Annotated in this window: 6 protein-coding genes; all 6 read right to left on the bottom strand. The window is 69.1% G+C overall.

The features are described from left to right. Window positions 1-204: 204 nt before the first annotated feature. Window positions 205-2,385: a TonB-dependent siderophore receptor gene (locus QM685_RS14250; protein WP_415116922.1), complete on the bottom strand. Its 2,181-nt coding sequence runs from the start codon at window positions 2,383-2,385 to the stop codon at window positions 205-207. Between the two features lie 308 nt (window positions 2,386-2,693). After that, window positions 2,694-4,721 (bottom strand): Fe(3+)-hydroxamate ABC transporter permease FhuB, encoded by a 2,028-nt coding sequence (gene fhuB / locus QM685_RS14245; protein WP_415116920.1) that lies wholly within the window; start codon window positions 4,719-4,721, stop codon window positions 2,694-2,696. Further along, on the bottom strand, window positions 4,711-5,733 hold the full coding sequence (locus QM685_RS14240) for an ABC transporter substrate-binding protein (RefSeq protein ID WP_415116918.1): 1,023 nt from the start codon (window positions 5,731-5,733) through the stop codon (window positions 4,711-4,713). Before QM685_RS14240 ends, fhuB begins: the two co-directional genes overlap by 11 nt. Beyond that, window positions 5,730-6,521, bottom strand: coding sequence for an ABC transporter ATP-binding protein (locus tag QM685_RS14235; RefSeq protein WP_415116916.1), 792 nt, complete (start codon window positions 6,519-6,521; stop codon window positions 5,730-5,732). Before QM685_RS14235 ends, QM685_RS14240 begins: the two co-directional genes overlap by 4 nt. A gap of 97 nt (window positions 6,522-6,618) precedes the next feature. Further along, window positions 6,619-12,201, bottom strand: a complete 5,583-nt coding sequence (locus QM685_RS14230) for an amino acid adenylation domain-containing protein (protein WP_415116914.1) — start codon at window positions 12,199-12,201, stop codon at window positions 6,619-6,621. 73 nt (window positions 12,202-12,274) lie between these two features. After that, window positions 12,275-23,407 (bottom strand): amino acid adenylation domain-containing protein, encoded by an 11,133-nt coding sequence (locus QM685_RS14225; protein WP_415116912.1) that lies wholly within the window; start codon window positions 23,405-23,407, stop codon window positions 12,275-12,277. Between the last annotated feature and the right edge of the window lie 67 nt (window positions 23,408-23,474).

The raw sequence follows: 23,474 nt of genomic DNA, 5'->3' as shown, positions 1-23,474 counted from the left end.
ATGATTGTCAATTGCGAGAAAATTAAAGCGCTGGCTGCATGCTGTCAAGTCTTTAGCAGCCCTCTCTGAATGCAGAAACCCGTAGGGCCTTATGCAGTGGGAAAAAAGCAGGGATGGCCCCGGATTTGCAGGCCGATGCACGCGGCATCGAAACCCGGGGCACGACGTTGCGGCATGGAAATAGCAGCCACGCCGCCACGCTCATCAGAAGTCCGAACGTACCGTCAACATCACGTTGCGCTTGTTGCCGAACGTGCTGAAGAACGTGCCGGGCGGACGAAGGTAGTAGTCGCGATTGAAGATGTTGTTGAGGTTCAGCGAAGCTTCCACGTGCTTGTTGAAGCGATACCCGACCTGCGCATTGAAGATCGCATAACCGCCCTGCTCCACGCCCCGCGAAATACGCGTTTGCGCCAGCATCCCGCCGCCGATCATCACGCCGCTCATCGCGCCTTGCGTGAACTTGTAGCTGGTCCACAGCTTGAACAGATGCCGCGGATCCGTACCGTCGGTCAGATTCGGCGCGTCGTTCTCGTAGTTGACGTTCAGATACGTGTAGCCCGCATACAGATTCCAGTTGGGCAACGGCTGACCGCTCACTTCGAGCTCGAAGCCTTCGTCGGTCGACTTGCCCGCGGCAATCGAGCCCGTCGGGTGATCCGGGTCCGTGACCGCGCGATTGTCGTCGTTGATGCGGAACAGGGCCGTCGTCGTCTGCAGCCGGTTGTTCAGCAGGCTGGTCTTCAGGCCGATTTCGTACTGCTCGCCCGTGCGCGGCGGAAGGAGCGAACCGGAGAACGTGGTCGCCGTCTGCGCGGTCAGGAACTTCGAGTAGCTCGCATACGCGGTCAGCGACGGCGTGATGTCATACACGAGGCCGACGTTCGGCAGGAACCGGTGCTTGATATCCGCCTGCGTCTGCCAGTCTTCGACGCTCGGCAGCGTCGTTTGCGACTCCACCGAGAGGAACGCTTCGCGCGCGCCGAGCACCAGCGTCACCGGCTTCGCCAGATGGATGCGGGCCTGCGCGTACACCCCGTATTGCTCGGTGCGGCCGTTCGAGCCGAAGGTGAACGGCACGTCGGTTTTCAGCACCGCGTTCGGATCGAACAGGCTGAACGTCTGATCGTCGAACGGGCCGTTCAGCGCGACGAAACCGGACTGCTGCGTGGTGTTCAGCAGCGAGTAATTCGCGCCGATCGTCAGCGTGTGGGTCTGGCCGAATGCCTGGATCGGCCCCGTCACGTTCGAGTCGAATCCCCACCAGTCGTAGGTATTGCGCTGGCGCTGCTCGCCGAAGTACGACAGGCCGTCCGCGGTGGCGCCGGGACCGGAATAGGCGTAGTCGGCCTTGGTGAGTTCGTGCCGGTAGAACAGCGTCGTCTGCGACTTCCAGCCGTTCTCGAAACGATGAACGAGGTTGCCGTTGACTTCCTGCAACGACGTATAGCCGTAGTTCCAGCTCGGGCTGAAGTTCTGCGTGAACGGACTCTGCACGCGGCCCAGCAGATTGCCGTCGGCGTCGGTGACGCCGGGGGCGCCGTAGTCGAGCCCATTGATCGGGTTGACCTGATAGCCGGCGGACAACGACAGCGTCGTACGCGGGCTGAAATCGTAGTCGAGCGCGCCGTAAGCCATCGCTTCTTTCTGGCGCGTGCGGTCGACCGACTGCAATGCGGTGCTGCCGACCACCACCGCGCGGCCGCGCAGCGAACCGTCCTTGTTCAGCGGGCCGGTTACGTCGATCATTTGCCGCGCGCTGCCGAACGAGTCGAACTGCGTTTCCGTCGACACGTGGAAGGTGTCCTGGGGACGCTTGCGCACGAGATTGATCGTGCCGCCGGGGTCGGTTACGCCGTCCATCACGCCGGTCGGCCCGCGCATCACTTCGATGCGGTCGTACATCGCGAGATCGAACTGCTGCAGAAACTGCAGACCGCTGATGACCGAGACGCCGTCAAACTGGACACTCAGGTAATTACCGCGCGACTTGAAATAGGCGGTGCCGTCGCCGTAATCGATCGACTGGACGCCCGTCACGTATCTCAACGCATCCTGGATCGACGTCAGATTCTGGTCGTCCATCCGCTGACGCGTCAGCACCGACACCGAAGCGGGAATTTCCTTGATCGGCTGCTCCGTCTTGCCCGCAATCGTCGCCGTGCGGCCCGCGTAAGAACCGCTGCCTTCGGTCGTCGCATCCGGCACCGCAATCACTTCGACCGTCGGCAACGTGCTGTTCGCCGGCGTGCCCGTGCTTTGTTGCGCCAGCGCGGGACTGGCCCAGATCGCAAGAAGTGCCAGCGTGATCGGCGTCAGCCCCGGTTGCGCGGCAAAAGCCTGGTTACGCCGCGGTAGGCGGCGCCGGTCTCTGTTTATATTCATCTTTATCGACGCATTCCGCGTGAAGTCAAAAGCCCGCCCCGCCCATGCGAGATGGACTTGATCAGGGCTGCCAAAGGTGATTGGTCGGATAACTAACTGGGCTTTCCGGAGAAAGCGCCACGATTTTTTCCCGCTACGGGAGGAGAACGCATCGCGTGCCATTCATGCGTTTTGAAAAGCTCATGGCACCGGCACGCGCCTGTATCTCGGAAAAGATACTATCGATAATGATTCTTATTTGCAAGATATGTCTAGGACAATTTGCGACATGTGGCGCACAGCCGACGCTTCGGGCGCCGGCTGTTCCGTCATGTGGATGACACGGACTTGCGCAACGTCAGCGCGATCAGGTAGGGGCCGCCGATCAAAGTCGCGACGAGTCCCGCCGGCATCTCTTCGGGAAACATCAGTTGACGTCCGAGCCATTCGGCGAAACCCATCAACAGTGCGCCGAAGATCGCCGCGACGCATATCTGCACACCGGGCCGGCGCGCTCCCGAATAGCGCGCGACATGCGGCGCGATCAGGCCGACAAACGACAACGGCCCGACGATCAGCGTCGAGGCCGCCGTCAACACCGCCGCCACGACCAGGACCGCAAAGCGCGCGCGCACGACCGGCACGCCGAGACCATCGGCGATCGTCGTCCCGAGCCCGAGTGTTTCGAGCCAGCGCGACATCAGCGGCGCGAGCGCCAGCCCGGCCAGCGCGATCGCGCCGGCGGTATAGGCGGCGGACGCCTCGACGTAATACGTCGAGCCGATGATGAAGTTCATCAGCAGCCCGCCGCGCGGATCGCCGCTGGCGAGCAACGCGCCGACCACCGCCTGGAACAGCGCGCTGATCGCCACGCCGATCAGCAGCAGGCGTTCAGGAGCGAACGACGCGCGCGCACCCAGCCACAACAGCAGCGCAAGCGTCGCTATCGCGCCGGCGAGACACCCCGCGAACAGCGCGCCCGGCGACGGCGTGAAGCCGGCGAACAGCACCACGACGATGCCGAGCGCACCGCCCGAGCTGACGCCGAGCAGATCGGGACTCGCCATCGGATTGGCGGTGACGCGCTGGATCAGCGTGCCGGCGATTGCGAGCAGCATGCCCGCCGCGAGCGCCGCGACCGTGTGCGGCAAGCGCCAGAACATCAGCGCGTCGAGGTCCGCGCGATCGGCGATGTACCAGCCGTCGAGTCCGCGCGACACGAAGAAACACAGCACGAGCACCAGCACGAGCCCGGCGAGCGCGAATGGCAAACGCCTGCGCAGCTTCGCGGGCGGCGCATGCGCGACCGCCACGGTATGCAGGTCCGGTTGCGTGCGCAGGCGCGGCAGCAACAGCAACAGCAGCGGCACGCCGAGCAGCGACGTGACCGTGCCCGTCGGCACCAGATGCGCGGAAAACAGCTCGCCCGCCGCGATCACGCGCACGAGTTCGTCGGTGCACCAGAGCAGCACCGCGCCCAGGGCCGGCGCCCACACCAGCCGCTGCCTGAGCCGGCGCGCGCCGGCGAGCCGCGCGAGTGTCGGCGCGGCGAGGCCGATGAAGCCGATCACGCCGACCGCCGATACCACGCACGCGGTCAGCACGACGGCGATCAGCAGCGCGGCAAAGCGCGTGCGCTGCAACGCGATGCCCAGCCCCTGCACCGTCGAGTCACCCGCCTCGAAAACGCCGAGCGGACGGATCATCAGTACGGTAGCCGCGAAGCAGGCGAAAACGCCCCAGAACAGGCGAGCGCTTTCGTGCCAGCCGGTCTGATCGAGAGCGCCGCCGCCCCAGATCATCAGACCGCGCATCAGATCGAAATGCGCGAGCGTAATGCCCAGCGCGATCGCCCCGCAGTAGAGGTTCACGATCATGCCGGACAGGATGACCGCGAGCGACGACATCCGCTGCCGCCACGCCAGACCGAACACGGCCGTCATCGCCAGCGCGCCGCCGGCGAGCGCCACCGCGGTGCGCCCGCTGGCAAGCAGCGACGGCGCCCATAGCTCGGCGAGCATCAGCGCGAGATACGCACCGGGGAAAATGCCGAGCGTCATCGGCTCGGCCAGCGGATTGCGCAACACCTGCTGCGCCAGCGTGCCCGCCAGCGCGAGCGCGCTGCCGCACAACAGCGTCATTGCGATGCGCGGCAACATGCTGTCGCGCACCAGCACCTGGCGCAGGTCGGTGCGATCCGGCGCAAGCACCGTCGACCAGAAAGACGCGCCGTTCAGTTGCGCGTGAATGCCGACGAGCGCCAGCACCAGCGCCACCAGACCGAGCGCGCCGACGAGCGCGAAACGATAGTCGCGCGGCGCGCGCGGTCCGGGTACCGCGGTCAGATCACGCAACACCGCCGCCTCCTGCCGCAATCAGATCGAGCGCGTCGTGGACGGCGTGCGCGAAACGCTGCATCGAGACCAGTCCTCCATACGGCGCGATCACCGGCAGTCTGGCGACGCGTCCCGCGCGCACCGCGGGCAGCGCGTGCCAGATTTCGTTGCGTTCGAGTCCAGCGAGCGCCGGCGCGGCAACCGGCCCGACCAGCAGCAGACTCGCCTGCTGGACCTCGGCGATTCGCTGCAGCGGCACCAGCGCAGCCCCTGCCTGGGTCGCCCAGGCGCCCGTTCCGGACGGCGGATGCGCGGCGTTGACGACGCCGAGCTTCGTGAGCATCTCGTCGAACAGGCTGCCGCGTGCATAGACGCGCAAATGCCGGTCGTCGACCAGATCCGCGACGATCACGGGCGCGCCGGTGAGCACCGGGCGCGCCGCGATCCGCGCGCGCACCGCGTCGATCGTGCGGTCCGCTTCGGCGAGCAGCGCGGCCGCGCGCGCGGGCCGTTGCAGCCGCGCCGCCAGTTCGACCGTCTCGTCGCGCAACGACTGCAACGGCGTGGGACTCGACATGTAGGCGCCCAGCGTGATCGTCGGCGCGAGCCGTTCGAGCGCGGGTTTCGCCGGCGCATGGTCGATCGTGATGACGAACAGATCCGGATCGAGCATGCGCAGAACGTCGAAATTGGGCTGGTAGAGAAGCCCGATGTCGGCGACGCCGGGCGGCAACGGCGGCTCGACGATCGTCGCGCGATACCAGTCGGGCAGCGAGGTGCCGACCGGCACGACGCCGAGCGCGAGCAGCGTCTCGGTCAATTCCCAGTTCATCGTGACGACGCGACGCGGTGCGTCCGGCGCGGCCGGCGGTTGCGTGGCGGCCAGCGCAAGCGGCACAGCGAGCCCGCCGAACGCACCGAACGCGCCTAGCACGGCGGCCAGCCCCAGCGTCCCGCTCCGCGCGAGCCAGCGACGCCGCGCCGGCTCGAACGCCACCGGCGCCGGCGGCAACCAGGCACGCCGGCGTTTCATCGCGGAAACCCGATCAGATGGCCGCTGACCGCGTCGGTCATCACGCCCATCGGCACGCCGTAGATCGCTTCGAGCACTTCCGGGCGCATCGTCTCGGCGGGTCTGGTCTGCATCAGCAGCTTGCCGCCGCGCAGCGAGATCAGTTGGGTGCAGAAGCGCGTCGCCATATTGACGTCGTGCAGCACGATGATCGCCGTCATCCCGCGCTCGTCGCACAACTGGCGAACGAGGCCGAGAACTTCGAGCTGATGGCTGATGTCGAGCGCCGAGGTCGGTTCGTCGAGCAGCACGCAGCGGCTATCCTGCGCGATCAGCATCGCGAGCCAGACGCGCTGGCGCTCGCCGCCGGAAAGACTGTCGACCGGACGATCCGCGTAATGAGCGACGTCGGTCCATGCCATCGCTTCCTCGACGCGCCGATGGTCGTCGCCGCCGAAGCGGCCGAGCGCGCCATGCCACGGATAGCGGCCGAGCGACACCAGTTCGCGGACCAGCAGGCCGTCGGTGGCCGGCGTGTACTGCGGCAGATGCGCGACTTGCTGCGCGAACCGGCGATGCGGCCAGCTCGCGAGCGGCGCGCCGTCGAAATGGATCGTGCCGCGCGTGGGCTGATGCAAACGCGCGAGCAGACGGATCAGCGAAGTCTTGCCCGAACCGTTGTGCCCGATCAGGCCGACCACCTGACCGGCGGTGATGTCGAGAGAAATATCGTGCAGCAACTGCTTGTCGCCGATTTCGAAATCGACGTTGCACAACCTGTAAAGCGAATGATCGCCGGATGCCTGCATGACGAAACTGCCTTGTCGGAAATGGGGAAAGCGGCGCAAGCGCGCCGCCCTGTTTGTTTATATCCACTAACTCCACTACTCATGTTGCCGTGTTGCCTTACGTCGATTCGTTCACCGTATTGCCGCCGTGCGATAGCGCGAGCGAGCGCAGCCGGCCCGCGACGCTCTCGTGCAGCACCGGATGATGCACGATGCCGCTATGCGTCGCGTCGATCGCGATCTCGTCGACCGGCCCGCTCGTATACGGCCGCCAGTCGCGTTCGCGTTGCGCCGACGTGTCTCGCGCCGCGCGCCAGAACGTCACCGGCACGTCGATGCGGGGCAGCTCGTGCGCGAGCCGCAACCGGTAGTGCAATTCGTCGAGCGTGGCGGTGCGCTCGAACAGCGCGCGCAGCCGCGCGCCGTCCGGCTGCGCATCGAGCCACGCGGCGAGCGCGTCGTCGGCGCCTGTCGTCTCCGGCATGTCGCTGGTGCGCGTCGCGGTGTCGAGTAAACCGAGAAAATCGACCGCATGACCGCGCGCGCGCAGCAAAGCGGCTACCGCCACCGCGAGCCGTCCGCCGAACGACCAGCCCAGCAGGCGAAACGGTCCCGCCGGTTGCGCGGCGAGCACGCGCGCGGCGCATGCTTCGGCGAGCGCTTCGAACGAAGGCGCCGCTTCAGCCGGCGCTTGCGCGCCATCCGCCGCATCCACGTCAGCGGCGAAGCCCGGCGAGCGCAGCGCGATCACCGAAGCGACGCCCTGCAACGCTGCCGCGAGAAACCGGTATTCGCCGACCAGCCCGAAACCCGGATAAAAGCAGAACAGCGTGAGCGGCGCGCCGCTCGCATTGAGCGGCTGAACGCACGGATCCGCCGACGGGCACAGCATCGCCTCGGTGACGAACCGCTGGCGCCACACGTCGAAGGCGGCCTGCTCGTCGCTGCCGTCGTGTCCGCGCGCCGGCGCGGTTCGCGCGAGGCCGTCGAACAGCGCCAGCGCCGGCGCGGCGGGCCTGCCCGCAAGATCATCCGCGGCGGCGCCGGCGTCCCGCGCCAACGCGCGCACATGCGTATCGAACGCCGCCACGAGAGCGTCGAGCTGTGCGTCGCCGAGCACCGACGCCGCCGCGCTCCAGTCCACTTTCAGACAGCCGTCCGCAATCAGCCCATTCAGGTCGAGCACATGACGCGGCCCCGCCGCGACGCTATCGCGGATACCGTCGCCGCTGTGTTCCGACGCGAACGCAAAGCGGCCTTCGCTCAGGCGCTCTTCGAAACGGCCGAGATAATTGAAGCCGATCGTCGCCGCCGGCAGCGCGGCCAGCGTCGCGCGTGTCGCGGCCGAGCCCGCGTAGCGGAACAGATTGTAGTGAAGGCCCTCCGCGGGGACCGCGCGCAGCGCGGCCGAAATCGCCCGGCGCGTTTCCCGTGGATCGCGCTGGGCGGTCAGCCGCAGCGGATATTGCGTCGTGAACCAGCCGACCGTGCGGCTCAGATCGACACCCGCGATGCGATCGGTGCGGCCGTGCCCTTCCATCTCGACGATCGCCGGCATGTCCGGCAGATGTTCAGCGCACGCATGAGTGAGCGCCGCGAGCAGCACTTCGTCGATCCGCAGGCCGGTATCGGTCAGACGCCGCGTGGTCCGCGCGTCGAGTGTCCAGTCGGCGTGCCGGGTGCCGCTGCCGTCCGGCGCGGCAACGGGCTGCGAGATGGCCGTGCCGTCACCTAGTTGTGCCTGCCACCACGCGAGTTCGCCGAGATGCTCGGGAAGATTCGCATAGGCGCCGAGCGCGTCGATCCACTGCGACCACGTCGTGCCCGGCGTGGCCAAGGCGACGACACTCGCGCCGGGGACGCGCGCGGCTTCGTACGCGGTCATCAGATCGTCGAGGATGATGCGCCACGACACCCCGTCCACCACGAGATGGTGGACCACCACGAGCAGGCGCGAACCGTCCGGCGTCGCGATGCATGCGGCGCGCAGCAGCGGCCCGTTCGCCAGATCGAGACTGCCGTGGATTCGTTCCGCGACCGTTTCGATCGCCGCGGCGGGATCGGCCGCCGCGCGCAGATCTTCGACAACCAGCGCGTCGGCCGCGAGCGCGCGCGCATGCGAGGCCGGCTCGATCGTTTGCGTCCACGCGCCGGTTTTCGGCTCGCGCCGGAAGCGCGCGCGCAACGCATCGTGTGCTTCGAGCAGCGCGCCGAGCGCCGTGCGCAACGCATCGGCGTCGAGCGTTTCCGCGCTGCGCAGCAGCACTGCCTGGTTCCAGCGCGACGGCGCCTGCGGAAAACGCTCGAAAAACCAGTGCTGCATCGGCGCGAGCGGCACATCAACCGGTCCGGACGCCGCGACGGCCGGCGCCGCTTGCGGATCGATCGCGTGCGCGACGCGCGCGAGCGCGCGCACGGTCGGCTGCTCGAACACCTGACGCGCGGTCACCGCCCAGCCCGCCGCGCGCGCTTGCGCGATCACCCGCAAGCTCGAAATGGAATCGCCGCCGAGCGCGAAGAAATTGTCGGTGACACCGAAGTCCCGGCGCCCCAGCACGGTCTGCCAGACCTCGAGCAACGCGGTTTCCAGCGCGCCTTGCGGCGCCATCGAACCGGTTTCGAGCACGTCGTCCGGTTCGGGCAGCGCGCGCCGGTCCAGCTTGCCGTTGGGCAGCGTCGGCAGCGCATCGAGGCGCATGCAGACGGACGGCACGTGCGACGCCGGCAGCGTACCCGCCAGCGCATCGCGCACCGCATCGGAGTGGGCGTCGCCGGTGAACCAGGCGACGAGGCGGCGCTGCGCGCCATCGCCGCGCACGTCGACGATCGCCTCGCGCACGCCGCCGATGCGCCGCAGCGCGACTTCGATCTCGCCGAGCTCGATCCGGTGACCGCGCAGTTTCACCTGCTGATCGATGCGGCCGAGAAAGTCGATCGTGCCGTCGACGCGCGCGCGGCACAGATCGCCGCTGCGATAGACGCGCGAGCCGGGCGCGCCGTACGGATCGGGAACGAAGCGCTCGGCGGTCAGCGCCGGGCGCGCGAGATAGCCTTGCGCGAGCGTCGCGCCGCCGATGCACAGCTCGCCGAGCGCGCCATCGGGCGCGCGATTGCCGTCGAGGTCCGCGACGTACGCTTGGCGCGACGGATAGCAGCGGCCGATCGCGACGATCGCGTGTCCCACGTCGTCGCGCGTGACCGGATGATGAAGCGCCGCGACGGTGGTTTCGGTCGGGCCATACAGATTGTCGATCGCGACATGCGCGAGCGGCCCTTCGTACCAACGCTGCAACGCGTCGCCCGGCAAGCCCTCGCCGCCCACCGTGATCTGCCGCAGCGCGATGTCGGTCGCCGGCGGCAACGCGATGCGCCATTGCTGCCACAGCGCGGTCGGAATCCGCGCGAACGTGACCTGCTCGTCGATCAGTGTGCGGTTCAGCGTCTCCAGTTCCCAGGCCTGCGGCCCGCGCATCACGACGCGCCCGCCCGCGATCAGCGCGGGCAGCAGTTCGTGCAGCGCGACGTCGAAATTGATCGTCGACGATTGCAGCACGATGTCCGTGTCGACGATGCGGTGATCGCGCAGGAAGTCCTCGAGATGCAGTGCGAGCGAGCGATGCGAGATCGCGACGCCCTTCGGCGTGCCGGTCGATCCGGACGTGTAGATCACGTACGCGAGCGCATCCGGCCGCACGTCCCACGCGAGCTCGCCGGCAGGCAACCCGTTCGATGCGACGCGCGCGTCCGGCGCCGAAATCTCGCGCAGCGGTGCCAGCATGTCGCGCCAGCGCTCGCGCGTCGTCGCGTCGACGACGACGCGCGCGACCTGCGCGTCGTCGATCATCGCGCGCAGGCGGGCTTCCGGATACTCGGGATCGAGCGGCACGAACGCGCCGCCGGCCTTCAGCACGCCGAGCAACGCGGCCGGCAGCGCCAGCGAGCGTTCGAGCAGCAAGCCGACACGCTCGCCCGCCACCAGACCATCGGCGCGCAGCGCCAGCGCGATACGGTCCGCCCATCGATCGAGTTCGGCATAGGTGAGCGACGCGCCTTCGCAACGCAGCGCGACCCGCGCCGGACACAGACGCACGCGCGCGGCGACGCGAACATGCGCGGGCGCCGGGCTGCTGACCGGCGCCGCGACGCTGCCGGGCGGAACGCTCCGATGCGCAGCCAGGTCGCCGATCCGGCGTGCCGGCTGCGCCGCGATCTGTTCGAGCAACGCGGCGTAGTCGTCGAGCATGCGTTGCGCGGTCGCTTCGACAAAGCGGTCTTTCGCATAGGTCAACGCGATATCGATCGCGCCGCCCGCGCCGCGGTCGCGCGCGTTCAATGCGAGATCGAAACGCGCGGTGGTGGCGACGTCGACGATCGCTTCGACGGCGAGCCCGTGCGCGGCATCGGGCATCCCCGCATCGGCGACGCTCGCCGCGTCGACCGACAGATCGAACATCACCTGAAACAACGGCGAACTGTCGAGATTGCGTTCGACCGCCAGCGCCTCGACCAGCCGCGCAAACGGCACGTCCTGATGCGCCTGCGCCTCGAGCACCCGGCCATGCAGGCCGGCGAGCATCGCGTCGAACGGCTGCGCGCCGTCGAGATCGGCCCGCACGATCAGCGTATTGACGAAGAAGCCGACCAGCTCTTCGAGCTCCGTTCGCGCGCGGCCCGCGGTGGGCACGCCGACCACGACCGTGCGCTGTCCCGAGTAGCGGTACAGCAGCACGTCGAACGTCGCGAGCAGCACGGTGAAGAGCGTCGTGCGCGAGTTGCGCGCGATACCGCGCGCCGCATCGGCGAGCGCGGCGGGAACCGACAGCCGCACGACCCCGCCGTCATGCGAACGCGTCGCGCGCCGCGGCACGTCGCGCGGCAGCGTGAGCGCGGCGGGCGCGCCGTCGAGCCGCGCGCGCCAGTAGCCGATCTGCCGTTCGAGCAGATCGTCGGCGGCCCATTCGCGTTGCCACAGCGCGAAATCCGTCATCTGCACCGGCAATGCGGGCAGCTCGCGTTCGCCGTGATAGAACGCGAGCAGATCGCGGAACAACACTTCCATCGACCACGCATCGGCGACGATGTGATGGACGACGAACTGAAGCACGCGCGTGTCCAGGCCGGTTTCGAACAGGCCGACACGAAACAGCGGTCCGTCGACGAGATCGAACGGCTCGCACGCGAACGCGCGCAACGCGTCGTCGAGCGACGCAGCGGCGTTCGCGACGCGCGTGTGCACGAAGCCGAAGCCGGCATCGTCGGCCGGATACTGCACCGGCACGCCGTCGCGCGCGTCGAAGCGCAGCCTCAGCGCTTCGTGACGCTGCATCAATTGCGCGAGCGCGCGCCGCAGCGCGGCGACATCGAATGCACCGGACAGCCGCAGCGTATGCGTGATGTGATAGCCCGCATGATTCGGATCGAGGCACCACAGGAACCACAGGCGCTCCTGCGCGAACAGCAGCGGAAAGCGCGCCGGACGCGGCGCGAGCGGCACGACCGGCAGCGCGCCGGTATCGAGACCCTGGGCCCGCGCGCGGGCGCGAAACAACGCCCGCTTGTCTTCGGCAAGCGCCGCGTACTGTTGCGCGAGCCGCAGCGCGTCGGAGCGCCGCACCGGCGCGGCCGGTCTGGGCGGCTCGGCGGCCGTGGACGCGGACTCGCCGCGGGCAGGGAGAAGTTGTTCCGAAGAGTGTTGCGTCACGTTCGTCGTTTCCTGTTCTTCCGCGTGGCAAGCCGCGCGCGGCCGCGCATTGAAATGTGACAAGGCGAGCCGGTCATAGCGAATCCAGCAGGTCCTGCAGCGCGTCGAGCGGAGCCGCCCCGGCGTGCGCGTCAGGCGCGATGCGGTCCAGTTGTTCGGCCAGATCGGCGAGCACCGGGTGCTCGAACAGCAACGTCAATTCGATCTTGCGGCCGAGCGCTTCACCTACCCGCGCCGCCACTCTGAGCGCCAGCAGCGAGTGGCCGCCGAGCACGAAAAAGTCGTCATCGAGTCCGACCCGGGCCGCGCCGAGCACATCCGTCCAGATCTGACCCAGCAGAATCTGCGTCGGCGTAACCGGCGGCCGGTAGCCATCCGCCGGGCCGGCGCTCAGCATCGGCAGCGCCTTGCGGTTCAGCTTGCCGTTCGACGTCAGCGGCAATGCGTCCAGACGCGCGATCTGCGCAGGCACCTGCTGCACCGGCAGACGAGCGGCGAGCAACGCTCGCAACCCGGCTGGATCCGCCGCGCCGGTCACGAACGCAACGAGCCGGCGCGCGGTGCCGTCGCCCTGAATCTGGCACGCCGCGTCGTCGACACCGTCGAGCGCGCGCAACGCCGCTTCCGTTTCCCCCAGCTCGATGCGAAAGCCGCGCAGCTTCACCTGCTGATCGGCGCGGCCCAGATAGTCGAGCTGTCCGCCGCTGCGCACCCGGCACAGATCGCCGGTCCGATACAGACGCGCGCCCGGTGCGCCGTGCGGGTCCGGCACGAAGCGCTCGGCGGTGAGACCGGCACGCCGCGTGTAGCCGCGCGCGAGATTGGCGCCGCCGATGCACAGCTCGCCGATGCCGTTTTCCGGCACCGGATTGCCGTCGGCGTCGCGCACCATCAGCGTCGTGTGTTCGAGCGGCGCGCCCAGCGTGATGGGCGCGCCAGCTTCGAGCCGCGCGGCGCTCGACCAGATCGTCGTTTCGGTCGGGCCGTACATGTTCCACAACTGCACGCCGCGTGCGTGCAGCGCGGCGCCGAGATCGGCCGGCAATGCCTCGCCGCCGCACAATGCGCGCAACGCAGCCGCGCCGCCCTTGCGGCCCTGCCAGCCGCCGTCGAGCAGCACGCGCCAGCCCATCGGCGTCGCCTGCATCACGCTTGCGTTCGACGCGTCGACGAGCGTCGCGAGACGGCGGCCGTCGGCGACGGTTTCGCGCTTCGCCAGTTCGATCGTCGCGCCGGCCAGCAGCGGCAGATACAGTTCGAGCGCGGCGATGTCGAACGACAGCGTCGTCACCGCAAGCCAGACGTCGTCGGCGCCCAGTTCGAGACGCTGCTGCATGCTGTCGAGAAAGCGCGTCAGCGCGCCGTGCGATACCGCGACGCCCTTCGGCTTGCCGGTCGAGCCGGACGTGTAGATCACGTAAGCGAGCTGGTCCGCGTGAACCGGCGTGAGCGGCAAGGACGGCGGCGAGATGGCGTTGCCCGGACCGGAGCCGCGCTCGTCATCCTCTTCGTCGACCGGCAGATATACGTGATCGCCCGCGATCTCCGCGAGACGGTCGCGCCCGTTTGCATCGACGAGCGTGCAGGCGAGCTTCGCGTCGTCGATCATGCCGGCCAGATGCGCGACCGGATATCCCGGATCGAGCGGCACGTAAGCGGCGCCCGCCTTCATCACCGCGAGCACGGCGGCCAGCATGTACGGCGAACGCGCGACGCACACGCCCACTTGCGCGTGCGCCGTCACGCCGTGCTGAAGCAGGCGTTGCGCGAGCCGGCTCGCCAGGTCATCCAGTTGCCGGTAGCTGAGTGTCGCGCCGTCGCAGCGCACGGCGAGCGCGTCCGGCGTGCGCCGCGCCTGCTCGGCGATACGCACGTGCACCGGCATGAAGGGCACGCGCGGCCCACGCACTTCGCTCGCGCCGCGCTGCGCGACTGGCGTCGTCTCCAGCGTGAAGTCGCGCACGCGCGGCGCGGCCGCTGTGTCGTGTTGCACGAGCTGCGTCAAAAGACCGATGTAATCGCGCAGCACGCGTTCGACGGTCGCCTGCTCGAACAGGTCGGCCGCGTAGCTGAACGACAGACTCAGCCGATCCGCCACCGACACGTTCAGCGTCAGGTCGAACTGTGCGGCCGTGCGCCGGCCGGCGAGCGGCGACCATTGCAAGCCGGTGCCCGCATGCCGCTCGAGCGGCGCGGCGGGCACGTCCAGATTGAACATCGCCTGGAAAAGCGGCGTGTGACTGGCCACGCGCGCCGGCTGCAACGCATCCACGACCTGCGCGAACGGTACGTCCTGATTCGCCTGAGCTTCGAGTACCCGTTGTTTGACCTGCGCAAGCAGTGCGTCGAAGGTCGCGGCGCCGGACACGTCCGCGCGAATCACCGCCGTGTTGACGAAGAAGCCGATCAGCGGCTCGGTCTCCAGTTGCTCGCGCCCACCGAGCGGAATGCCGACGCGGATGTCCTGCTGCCCGGCATAGCGATACAGAAGTGCGTGGAACGCGGCGAGCAGCGTCATGAACAGCGTCGCGTCGCGGCGGCGCGCGAACGCTTGCAGCGCATCGGCAAGCGGCTGTTCCAGCACGCCTTCCACTTCGCCGCCCCGTGCGCTGCGCTGCGCGGGACGCTGACGGTCCGACGGCAGTTCGAGCACCGGCTGTTCGTCGCCGAGACGGGTACGCCAGTATTCGAGCTGTTGGACGAGCCCGGCCGTATCGAGCGTGTCGCGCTGCCAGACCGCGAAGTCCGTGTACTGCACCGGCAGCGGCGCGAGTGCCGGCGCGGTACCGCTGCGCCGCGCGGCATAGGCGGTCAGCAACTCATCGATCAGCACGTTCATCGACCAGCCGTCCGCGACGATGTGATGCATCGCGAGCGCGAACACATGCGAGCCGTCGCCGAGCCGCGCGAGTTGCGCGCGGAGCACGGGGCCGCGCGCCAGATCGAACGGCTTCGCCGCGCCGTCGCGCAGCCACGCGGCAAGCGCCGGATGCGCGTCGTCGCGCGCGTCGGGGAACACCGTCTCCGACCACTCGCAACCGATGCTGTCGTCGACGATCAGCCACGGCGCGCCATCGCGCTCCTCGAAGCGGCTATGCAGAATCTCGTGACGTTCGACGACCGTATCGAGCGCGAAGCGCAACGCCGCGACGTCGACCGCGCCCGCGAGCTTTACGGCAAACGACAGATGGTAGGCCGGATTGTCCGGCGTCAGACGCCACAGGAACCACAGGCGTTCCTGTCCATGCGTCGGCCGGACTTCACGCCGGTGCAGGCGCCGTATCGCTTGCCGCGTGCGGGCGCGAGACGGCGTAGCGTGCTGTTCACCGAGCGCGGCGGCGAGCGAATGCAGCACCGGATGATCGAACAGCAGGCGCAACGCGACCTCACGGCCGAGCGCGCGTTGCAGCCGCGCCGCGACTTGCAGCGCGAGCAGCGAGTGACCGCCGAGCGCGAAGAAGTCGTCGTGCGCGCCGACGCGCCCGATGCCGAGCACCGCCTGCCAGATTCCGGCAAGCGTCGTTTCGAGACCTTCCGCGGGCGGCACGTAGCCGGCACTGTCCGCTTTGACGTTCGGCAGCGAGTTGCGGTCGAGCTTGCCGTTGGGCAGCGTCGGCAGTGCGTCGAGCGTGACGATCACGGCCGGCACCATATACGCCGGCAGCACGCGCGCCAATGCGTCGCGCAACGCGGCACCGGTGACGGCCGGGGCGCCGCCCGCATTGACACCGTGGGCGTCCGCGACGACATAGCCAAGCAGCCGCTTCGCTTCCTGATCGCCGCGCACGACGATGACCGCCTCGGCGACACCCGGTTGCGCGCACAACACGCGCTCGATTTCGCCGGGCTCGATCCGGTAGCCGCGCACTTTGACCTGTTCGTCGAGGCGCCCCAGATACGCGACGCTGCCATCCGGCAGCCAGCGGCACAGATCGCCGGTCCGATAGAGACGCGCGCCGGGCCGTCCCGCGGGATCGGGCACGAAGCGCTCGGCGGTTTGCGCGGCACGGCCGAGATAGCCGCGCGCGAGCGTCGCGCCACCGATGCACAGTTCGCCGAGGCCACCTTCGGGCACCGGCTCGCCGTCCGCATCGAGAATCCGGTAGTAACGCGACGCCCACGGCAGGCCGATCGACACCGCGACGCTCGTCGCATGCGCCGCATCGACGCGCTGCCCCGACGTCGTCACGGCCGCTTCGGTCGGACCATAGGTGTTGACCAGCGTCAGATTGGCGAGCGGGCCGTCGAACCAGTGCGCGACCGCCGCGCCGGGCAACGCCTCGCCGCCGACCGTGACACGCCGCAGCGCGAGACCGTCGAGATCCGCCGGCAGTTGCTGCGCCCATTGCTTCCAGTAGCCGGTCGGCAGATCCGCGACCGTAATGCGGCGCTCGCGCAGCACGCGGCTGAACTCGCTGCCGCTCCACAGCGCGGGACCGCGCACTTCCAGCGCGGCGCCGACCGACAGCGTCGCGAAGATATGCTCGACCGCGCCGTCGAAATTGATCGTCGCGAACTGCAGCACGCGGTCGGCCGCGCTCAGGCCGTTCTCCGCGATGAAGTCGTCCAGATGGAGACTGAGCGCGCCGTGACTGATACCGACGCCCTTCGGCTTGCCGGTCGAGCCCGACGTGTAGATCACGTACGCGAGCTGCGCCGGATGCAACGCGTTCGCGGGGTTGGACTCGGGCTCGCCGCCCGTCCGCTCCACGCCGACTTCCACGTAGGCAGCCGGGCCGGCCGGGTCCGCGTGCATCGCGCGGATCGCCGCGCGGGTCGTCGAATCGGTCAGCAGTGCGGTGAGCCGCGCATCGTCGATCATGTCGCGCAGCCGTTCGTGCGGATAAGCCGGATCGAGCGGCACATACGCGCCGCCCGCCTTCATCACGCCGAGCAATGCCGCGACCAGCGCGGTCGAACGCTCGACGCACACGCCGACGCGCGCTTCACGGCCCACGCCGGCCGCCGCGAGCCGATGCGCGATGCGGTTGGCCCACTGATCCAGCTCGCGATAAGTCAGCGTCGCGCCGTCGCAATGCACGGCCGGCGCGTCCGGGCGTTCGCGCACCTGCGCGTCGAAACGCGCGACGAACGGACGGTACGGATGGCCCGCGGCGCCGCTCGCCGCCCCGCGCACCGTCTCGCGACCCGCGACACGCAGCGTGCCCAGCGACGCGGAATGCGTGTCGCCCTGCGCCAGTTGCGCGAGCAGACTCACATACGCGCGCTGCAAGGTATCGATGGTCGCGTCCGGCAAACGCTGCGCGTCCCAGCTCCATTCGAGCGCGATCCGCTCGCCGGGCACGATGCCGAGGGTCAACGGGTAATGGGTCCGCTCGAACGACTCGGACGACGTGACGCTCAGCCCGAGCGAACCGTCATTCAACGCGGAGTCCACCGGGAAATTCTCGAACACCAGCAGCGAATCGAACAGCGTGCCGAAACCGTTGCCCGCCCACTGCTGGATCGACGACAACGGCGTGTGCCAGGCCTGGCGCAATTCGACGTTGCAGGTCTGCAGTGCGCGCAGCCAGTCGGCCACCGGCTGATTCGCCGGCACGTCGACCCACAGCGGCAGGCTGTTGATGAACAGCCCCTGGATCGCGTCCGCGCCGGGCAAGTCCGCCGGCCGGCCGGCGACCGTCACGCCGAACGCGACCTGCCGGCGATTGCCGAAGCGTGCGAGCGCGAGGGCCCACGCCCCCTGGATCAGCGTATTGAGCGTCACGCCACAGACCTGCGCGGTGCGCGCGAGCCCGGCGCCGAGTTCTGCGTCGAGCGTCTGCGCGCGATGCCGGAAGACGGCATCCGCCGCGCCGCGCGAGCCGGCCGGTGACGCTGATGCCGACACCTGCGCCGACGGCACGCTGTCGAGCAGCAGCGCCGGACGGTCGACGCGGACAAGACGCTCGCGCCACCACGCGCCGGCGTCGGGCTGCGCGCGCAGCCATTCGATATACGACCGGTAAGGCACGACGGCATCGAGCGCGGGCGGCTCGCCGCGGCTCGCCGCCCGATAGGCGCGGCCCAATTCGCTCAGCAACTGCGCGCTGCTCCAGCCGTCGGCCAGCGCGTGGTGATTGATCCACGCGAGATCGTGCGCGCCATCGGGACGTCTGAACAACGCGACGTGCAGCAACGGCACGGCATCGAGATCGATCAGCGCGGGCGCGTCGTTCTCGAACCAGCGGGCGAACGCTTCTTCGTAGTCTTCACGGCCGCGCCAGTCGTGCACGGAGAAAAACTCCGGCACCTGCGCATGCACGACCTGCAACATCACGCCGCCGTGTGCGCGCGCGAAACGCGTGCGCAGCACCGCGTGCCGCGCGGCGACCGTGTGCCATGCGGTGCGCAGCGCATCGACGTCGAGCGCGCCGTGCAGCGTCAGCCGCTTGCGGTTCACGTACGCATCCGGCTTCAGCAGGCTGTGGAACACGAGCCCCTGCTGAAGCGGCGTCGCGGGATAGACGTCTTCGATGCCGGTGGACGGCAAGCCGAGCGCGTCGAATTCGTCCTGCGTGAGCGCGGCCAGCGGAAAATCGCTGGCGCTCGCGCGCGGCGGCGCGTCGGCGCAATGCGCGACGAGCCGCGCAACTTCACGGTCGAATGCGCGCAGCAGCGCTTCGACCCGCGCTTGCGGCAAAACGGCCGGATCGTAGCGCCATGCGAGCGACAGACAGCCGCCGACGATCATCCCGTTCAGATCCAGCGGATAGACGAGCGCCTCGTGCGCCGGCTGCGGATCGCCGGCGTCTTCGGTCGCGAAGCCGAACGCGCCGTCGGCGGCGAGGTTCTGATCGAACTGGCCGAGATAGTTGAAGCTGATGCGTGGCACGGGCAACGCCGCGAGCGCGTCGCGCGCGGCGGCGTCGCCGTAAGCTTGCAGCCAGCCCCACGACGCGCCGTCGTCAGGCAGCGTGCGCAGCCGTTCCTTCGTCGCGATCAACATGGCCGCGGCGTCGGGCAATGCGTTCAGCCACACCGGATAGCGTGTCGTGAACCAGCCGACCGTGCGGCTCAGATCGATGTCGTGGCCGGCGGCCGGCTGGCGGCCGTGGCCTTCGAGCGCGAGCAGTGCACCCGCGCCGCCGAAGGTCGCCGCGACCGCGCGCGTCAGCGCGGCCAGCAGCAGTTCGTCGATGCCGAGCCGGTAGGCGCGCGGCGCGGCACGCCGCAATGCATCGGTCGCGGCCGCGTCGAGCCGCCAGTCGAGCACGCGGCTCGTCGCAGCCGTGCCGCGGGCGCTGTCGAGCAGCGGTTGCGCGTTCGCGAGCGCGCGTTGCCAGGCCGGCAGCGCGTCGGCGAGCCGGCTATCGGTGATCGCTTCGCGTTGCGCGACGACCCACGCGCTCCACGGCGTCGCCGCGGCGAGCGTCGGCACACGGCCCGCGCTCGCCGCGGTGTACGCGGCCTCGATGTCGCCGAGCAGTATGCGCCAGGACACGCCATCGACCGCGAGGTGATGCGCGACCAGCAGCAGTCGGCCGCGTGACGCGCCGTTTGCCTGTTCGGGTAGCTGGAAATAGACGGCTTGCAGCAGACGTCCCGCTTGCAGGTCGAGTTGCTGTTGCGCCAGTTGGGCTTGCGCGGTCAGCTCCGTGGGCCAGTTCTCCGCGCTGTTGCGCAGATCGCCGCGCGTCAGCAGATCGCGTGGCGCGTCGCGGCTGACCTGCTGCCGCCAGCCATCCTGCGCGCGCGCGAACCGCAAGCGCAATGCGTCGTGGCGCTCGACAACGGCGGCGAGCGCGCGTTCGAGCGCATCCGCGTCGAGTTCGCCGCGCACGTCGAGCAGCACCGACTGGTTCCAATGGTTTTCGCCTGCCGGATAGCGCGAGAAGAACCACGCCTGGATCGGCGTGAGCGGCAACGGTTCGTGGTTTTCCGCGAGCGCGGCGTCGGACTCCAGCGGACGCATCACGGCCGCAAGGCGCGCGATGGTCGGCTGCTCGAACACCTGGCGCGGCGTCAGCAGCCAGCCCTGCGCGCGAGCGCGGGCGATCAGTTGCAGGCTCAGGATCGAATCGCCGCCGGCCGCGAAGAAGTCGTCGTCGACGCTCAGATCGTCGCGTCCCAGCACCGACGACCACAGCGCGAGCACGATCCGCTCCGCGTCATTGCGCGGCGCGATGCGTTCGCCGTCGGCGGCGGCGCCGATCGCGGGCAGCGCCGCGCGATCGACCTTGCCGTTCTGCATCACCGGCAATGCGTCCAGCACCGCGATCGCCGCCGGCACCATATGCGCCGGCAGTTCCTGCGCGAGCGCGCGTTGCAGCACCGTGCCATCGAGCGCGATGCCGCCGTCGCCCTGCTCTTCATCCTCGTTCTTGCCGACGACGTACGCGACGAGGCGCGGCGCGCCGAGGTCGTTGGCCAGCACGACGACGGCGCTCGCGACGCCGGGCTGGCGGCGCAATGCCGCTTCGATCTCGCCGGGTTCGACGCGGAAGCCGCGCAGCTTGATCTGCTGATCGAGCCGGCCGAGAAAATCGATCGCGCCGTCCGCGCGGCGCCGGCACAGATCGCCGGTGCGGTACAGGCGCGCGCCCGGCTCCGACGGATCGGGTACGAAGCGCTCGGCGCTCAGCGACGGCCGGTCCAGATAGCCGCGCGCGAGCGTATGCCCGCCGATGCACAGCTCGCCGAGCGCGCCGACCGGCGCGTCGTTGCCGTCGCGATCGAGCACGCGCGCGGTACGCGACGCGTACGGCATGCCGATCGAGACGATCGGCTGCGACACGTCGTCGGCGGTCGTCGCGCGATACATGCACGCGACGGTGGTTTCAGTCGGTCCGTACAGGTTCGCGACGCCGATGTGCCCGAGCGGTCCGCCGCGCCATTGCGCGAGCGCATCGCCCGGCAGCCCTTCGCCGCCCACGGTGATCTGCCGCAGCGCCGCGAGCGCGGCCGCCGGCGGCGGCGAGCGCAGCCACTGCTGCCAGTAGGCGGTCGGCAGGCGCGAAAACGTCACGCGCGCGTCGATCAGATGACGGCTCGTCGTGTCGATGTCCCAGGCCTCCGGGCCGCGCATCTCGACCTTGCCGCCGCGCAGCAGCGCCGGCAGCAGTTCGTGCAGCGCGACGTCGAAGTTGATCGTCGACGATTGCAGCACGGTATCGTCCGCGCCGATCCGATGCGCTTCGATGAAGTCGTCGAGATGCGACGCGAACGCGCCGTGCGTGATCGCAACACCCTTGGGGCGGCCGGTCGAGCCCGACGTGTAGATCACATAGGCCAGTTGCTCCGGATGCGGCGCGGGCGATCGCGGCGCATCGTCGCCGGCCGCCGCGTCGGCATCGCGCGCACCGGCGTCGATCACCGTGCGTCCTTCGAACAGCGCGCCGCGGCTCGCGAGCGCGACGGCATCGGTCAGCACGACGCGCACGCCGGCGTCGTCCATCATCATCGCGAGGCGATCGGCGGGATACGCGGGATCGAGCGGCACGAACGCACCCGGCGAACGCAGCGTGCCGAGCAGCGCCGCGACCATCGCCACCGAGCGCGTCATGCAGATGCCGACGCGCTCGTCGACGCGCACGCCCGCCCGCGCGAGTTGCCGCGCGATGCGCGCCGCCCATGCGTCGAGTTCGGCATAGGTCGCTCGCTCGCCTTCGCAATGGACGGCCAGCGCGTGCGGTTGCAGCGCGGCGCCTTGCGCGAAACGCGCGGAGACCGGAACGAACGGCTTTTTCGGCGGCAGCGCGGGCGCGTCGCGCGTCAGCTCGAACGCGCCGAGCGCACGCACGGAATCGTCGGCGATCTGCTCGAGCAGACGCACGTAGTGATCGAGCATCTGGCCGATCATCGCGCCGTCGAACAGATCCTCGGCGTAGACCAGCGCGATCTCCAGTCCCTGCGCGCGCTCGCGCGCTTCGAGCACGAGATCGAAGCGCGCCGTCTGCGTGTCCACTTCGTGATTCGACACGTCGAGCCCCGGCAACTGCAAGGTCTCGCGATCCGCGCCGAGATAGTTGAACATCGCCTGGAAGAGCGGCGTGTGGCCGAAGCTGCGCTGCGGCTGCAACGCTTCGACGAGCTTCGTGAACGGCAGGTCCGCATGGTTCTGCGCTTCGAGCACGCGCTCGCGCACCCGCGCGAGCAGTTGCGCGAAATTCGCGAGCCCCGCGAACTCGGTGCGGATTACCAGTGTGTTGACGAAGAAGCCGATCGTGCGCGCGATTTCCGGCCGGTCGCGGCCGGCCACCGGCACGCCGACGCGAATATCGTTCTGGCCGCTGTAGCGCGCGAGCAGCAGGTCGTAGGCGGCGAGCAGCGTCATGAACGGCGTCGCGTCGGCCGCGAGTGAAATTCGTGCGAGCGCGCGCTGCAACGTTTGCGGCAACACTCGCGCAACGCGCGCGCCCGCGCCGCTGCGCATGCCGGCGCGCGCGCGCGAATGCGGCAGCTCCAGCACCGGATGCTCGGTGCCGAGGCGCTCGCGCCAATAGTCGAGCTGGCGCGCGAGCGTGTCTTCATCGAACCATTCGCGTTGCCATTGCGCGTAGTCGCCGTATTGCAGCGGGGTCGACGGCGGCGTTGCCATTGCCGCTGCCGTTGCAGATTGCGCGGCCGGCGCGCCAGCCGGACGCCCATGCACGCTATCGCGATAGGCGGCGGCCAGTTCCGACACGAACACTTCGATCGACAATCCGTCCGCGACGATGTGATGCACGGCGATATGCAGCACCTGATCGTGCTCGCCGAGCGCAATCAGCGCGACGCGCAGCAGCGGCCCGCGCTCGAGATCGAACGGCAACGCCGAGCGGCTCGCGAGCAATGCGTCGAGCTTGTTTTCGGTATCCAGACTGAACGTATCCCAGCCGTACTGGCGCGGACCGGTGCGCTGGAACGGCACGCCGTCGATTTCCTCGAAACGCTGCCGCAGACTTTCGTGCGCATCGACGACCCGGTCGAGCGCATGCCGCAGCGCCGGCACGTCGAGCCAGCCGCGCAGACGCACCGCGCCGGTCACGTTGTACGCGGCGCTCGACGGATCGAGGCGCCACAGGAACCACAGGCGCTCCTGCGCATGCGAAAGCGCGAAGCGCCGCTCGCGATCGGGAAACGGCACCACCGGCAAACGCGCCGCATTGATGCCGTTCGCTTTCAGACGCCCGCGAAACGCTTCGCGCTTTTCCGGCGGCAACGCGACATAGGCGGTCGAAATGGACAACAGCTCTTTCGACACTTCGCTGGCAATTTGAGTCATGGATGTGGATGATTCGAAAGTGTTCGCGGCGACCCATGCGCTTGCGCGCCACGGCGGCCTGCCGCGG

The sequence above is a fragment of the Paraburkholderia sp. genome (genome assembly GCF_047605525.1).
In the GTDB taxonomy this organism is placed as follows: Bacteria; Pseudomonadota; Gammaproteobacteria; order Burkholderiales; family Burkholderiaceae; genus Paraburkholderia.
This window is presented reverse-complemented; position numbering and strand designations above follow the sequence as displayed.

Bases quoted from the DNA above. Each gene is read 5' to 3' on its own strand.
- QM685_RS14250 (WP_415116922.1), bottom strand. From the start codon at position 2,385: ATGAATATAAACAGAGACCGGCGCCGCCTACCGCGGCGTAACCAGGCT.
- QM685_RS14240 (WP_415116918.1), bottom strand. From the start codon at position 5,733: ATGAAACGCCGGCGTGCCTGGTTGCCGCCGGCGCCGGTGGCGTTCGAG.
- QM685_RS14235 (WP_415116916.1), bottom strand. From the start codon at position 6,521: ATGCAGGCATCCGGCGATCATTCGCTTTACAGGTTGTGCAACGTCGAT.
- QM685_RS14225 (WP_415116912.1), bottom strand. From the start codon at position 23,407: ATGACTCAAATTGCCAGCGAAGTGTCGAAAGAGCTGTTGTCCATTTCG.